The organism is Mucilaginibacter sp. P4_E8 (genome assembly GCF_056401495.1).
Genome location: NZ_JBFUJG010000279.1, coordinates 1 through 3292, shown reverse-complemented (window position 1 = coordinate 3292; position 3292 = coordinate 1). Strand labels below are relative to the sequence as shown.

2 protein-coding genes are annotated in these 3292 nt (G+C 35.4%); both read left to right on the top strand.

Annotated features, from left to right (window positions below; translation table 11 throughout):
• Positions 1-1325, top strand: a 1325-nt coding sequence (locus AC1DRQ_RS30410; protein WP_477429695.1) for an acyltransferase family protein, incomplete at its 5' end; no start/stop codon positions are given.
• A gap of 538 nt (positions 1326-1863) precedes the next feature.
• Positions 1864-3292: capsule assembly Wzi family protein (locus AC1DRQ_RS30405; protein ID WP_477429693.1), on the top strand; the 1429-nt coding region annotated here is incomplete at its 3' end.

Genomic DNA, 3292 nt, shown 5'->3' with positions numbered 1-3292 from the left:
GAACAGCCTCCTTTTATCTACTTCCAAGCAGGTCATGGGAAATGTTTTTTGGAGGCATTGCTTTTTTAGGGGAAGATTTTGTTAAGGGATTTAAATATAAAAAGCTTTTTGCTRTATTAGGGTATGGTGTGATTATATTTTGTTTGCTGTTCTTTAACAGCCATATGGAATGGCCTGGTAAATACACTATTATACCTGTGTTTGCAACTGCGATTGTGATTCTTAGTAATTTTAATGACTTTAAACTATTAAAGCATGAAAGCGTACAATTTATAGGGCGGGTATCCTATTCATTATACTTGTGGCACTGGCCTATTTATGTAGGAGCTCAGTATTTAGGGGTGCAAATGAACGCATTGACTATCTCATTATTAATTCTGCTATCATTGGGCATGAGTTATATCTCCTATAGATTTATCGAGTCTATTGAGTTTAAGAGCAATAAATTAATTATAAGTGGAGTGCTCACTTGTATGATCGCTACGTTTTGCTTAAGCTATTATAATGCGAATAATATCGTATTTAAAGCAAAAACAATTGAGCTGTCAAGCTATAAAGCCACACACGTGGAAGAAGCGCAAAAACAGTATAGTAGCGACTGTTGTTTTGTAGGGAGCTCATCAGACGGTAAGCTTGACAAAAAGCGTTGTTTAAGTTTAGACGGGCAAAAAAAGAATGTTCTGTTAATTGGCGATAGCCATGCAGCTCAATTTTCTGAATCATTAAAAGAAAGCCTTTTAAAGAAAAATATCCACGTGATCCAGGCAACTGCCAGTGGATGTATGCCTTTTATCAGGCCCAATGGCCTTACAAGGTGCAAAGAAGTAATGGATTATATTTATCACGATTTCATTATAAGTAACGACCATAAGATAGATGGGGTTATTATGTGTGCTAACTGGGTTACCTCTGTACAAAGTAAAGATTCGTTAGCATTAATAAAAGATTTGAAAAACACAATTGCCTATTTTGAAAAATATCACTTAAAAGTCATCATCATAGGTCAAAATGAAATATATACAATGACCTATCCCTTAATTGCTGCAAGGGAAAATGAATACAATATTCAGATAAGCCATAAATATCTTAATAATAATGCAGATAAGATCAACACTTTCTTAAGCAAGAATTTAAAGCCTTATTATGTCGATATTTATAACCATGGGGCCATTCCGGGGATATCAATTACAAATTGCCCTTATATGTCTGACAGGAACCACTTTAGTAAATATGGAGCAGATCTAACCGTAAATAAACTTTTATTTAACCCAACGGCTTCAGAATTTATTAGTTCAGTGAATAGAAATGTACCCAAAGTGGAGTAGGTGGATCGGTTATTTGTTTTACCCAATACTCAGAACTTTATTTGTACTTCAGCTGGATAAGGCACAGCCTTAATGAATAAGCATACTTCACTTTAAAGTATTTGTCAAAGCGCCTTCTTACAAGGAAATAACAGATCTCCTTTTAATCCGTCTTTGACTCCAATCCAACCAATCTAACCCATAAATTTTAAAGACTCATTAATACTATCTTATAAGTAGGGAAATCTATTCTGTACATAAAACCGGCTTTAAAAATCGCCTTTTTCTGAATTCATTTATTTCAAATACACAAAGCATTATTGCGGTGTCGTTGCAGTTAATTTTTATTACAAKGCAATAATTTTGGTTTTTTAATGTTTAGCATAATGGAGTATTTATTGCAATTATTCTCAATAAAAATATATTTTGTTATCGTTAAAACAATTATAAATCGATAACTGTTATCATTTTGTTAATATTTAACATATTAACTTATATGAAATTTTTTGTGATATCAAAGTATTTATTAAACATTTTATTAGCCCCTAAATAAAATTACATGAAGAAACTTGCCGTTTTAGTAATAGTATTGTTTAATTATTCAATTGTAAAAGCCCAGGAAAAAGATGTACATATCAGTTTAGAAGCGCAGGGGATAGCAACAACATCCGGCGTTGTTCCGTTTTGGTTACGGTCAAATCAGTTTGGTAGTATTCCACTGTCGGGTGGTTCGGGCAGCTTTATTGGCAGGCTCCGTAAAGACTATGATACAACAAAAACATTCGGCTGGGCCGCGTCATTTGAAGGCCGAGCAAACCTTGGTAATAAGGCACAGTTTGATTTAATAGAAGGCTTTGTAAAAGCTCATGCCGGTATTTTTGAATTAAAGGTTGGGCGCTCTAAAGATATTGTTGGCCTGGTTGACACAGCCTTGTCTTCTGGCTCATTCTCCGTCTCGGGTAATGCCTTAGGAATACCCAAAGCAAGCATAAGTATCCCCAATTATTACAGTATACCAATATTTGGGAAGCTATTTGCAGTGAAAGGCTCTTTTGCAAACGGATATGTAGGCAATGTGTCCATACAGTATGGCAAGGAACCTAATCACTTTAAAAGCTATTATCTTGAAAACCAGCTTTACGTAAAAGTAGGTAAACCTTCATGGAGATTTAACTTTCAGRCAGGGTATAATCACCAGGCTCTATGGGGAGATGAAAGGCGGGTTTTTGGTAGTAGTTATACCTTGTCAGGAGCCCAAACTTATTGGTATGTGCTTACCGGTAAAGTATTTAATGAATCAAAGGTGGGCAATCATTTAGGTTCATTGGATCTTGGTGCTGAGTACAAATTTGATGCGCTTACTTTAATGGTGTACCGTCAAAACTTTTATGATAAGGGAGCTTTAGGTTCGCTTGCAAATCTTAAAGATGGCTTAAATGGTATTAGTTTAGTTAATAACAGTCCTAACTCCGGTAATTTTCACTGGAAAAAATTCTTATTTGAGTTTTTATATACTGCCAACCAGGCGGGTAAACCGGATTCAAAAAAAACCAGATCAGGTGCAGAAGATTATTACAATAATTATGAATATGTTGAGGGGTGGTCATATAACCAACTTGGGCTGGGTACTCCATTCATAACAACACTGTATGATGCAAGGAGTAATTTAGGTTCATCAGATTATCAGTTCTTTATAAATAACCGGGTACTTGCTTTACATGCAGCAGCACAATTTTATGCTTTTAACTGGCTTTATACGGGTAAATTATCCTATTCCCAAAACCAGGGTACGTATGAAACCGGTACTGAAGTGTTTCGGACTGTGGGCGGAGGCTTAAAAAATCCAGGCAGATATGGCACATTTAAAAAAGTAAATGAACTATCGGCTTATATTGAGGGTATTAGGCCTTTAAAAAATAATTACACCATCGGATACGATATAGGCTATGACCGGGGTGGGTTGTTAAATAACTCGTTTGGGGTTATAC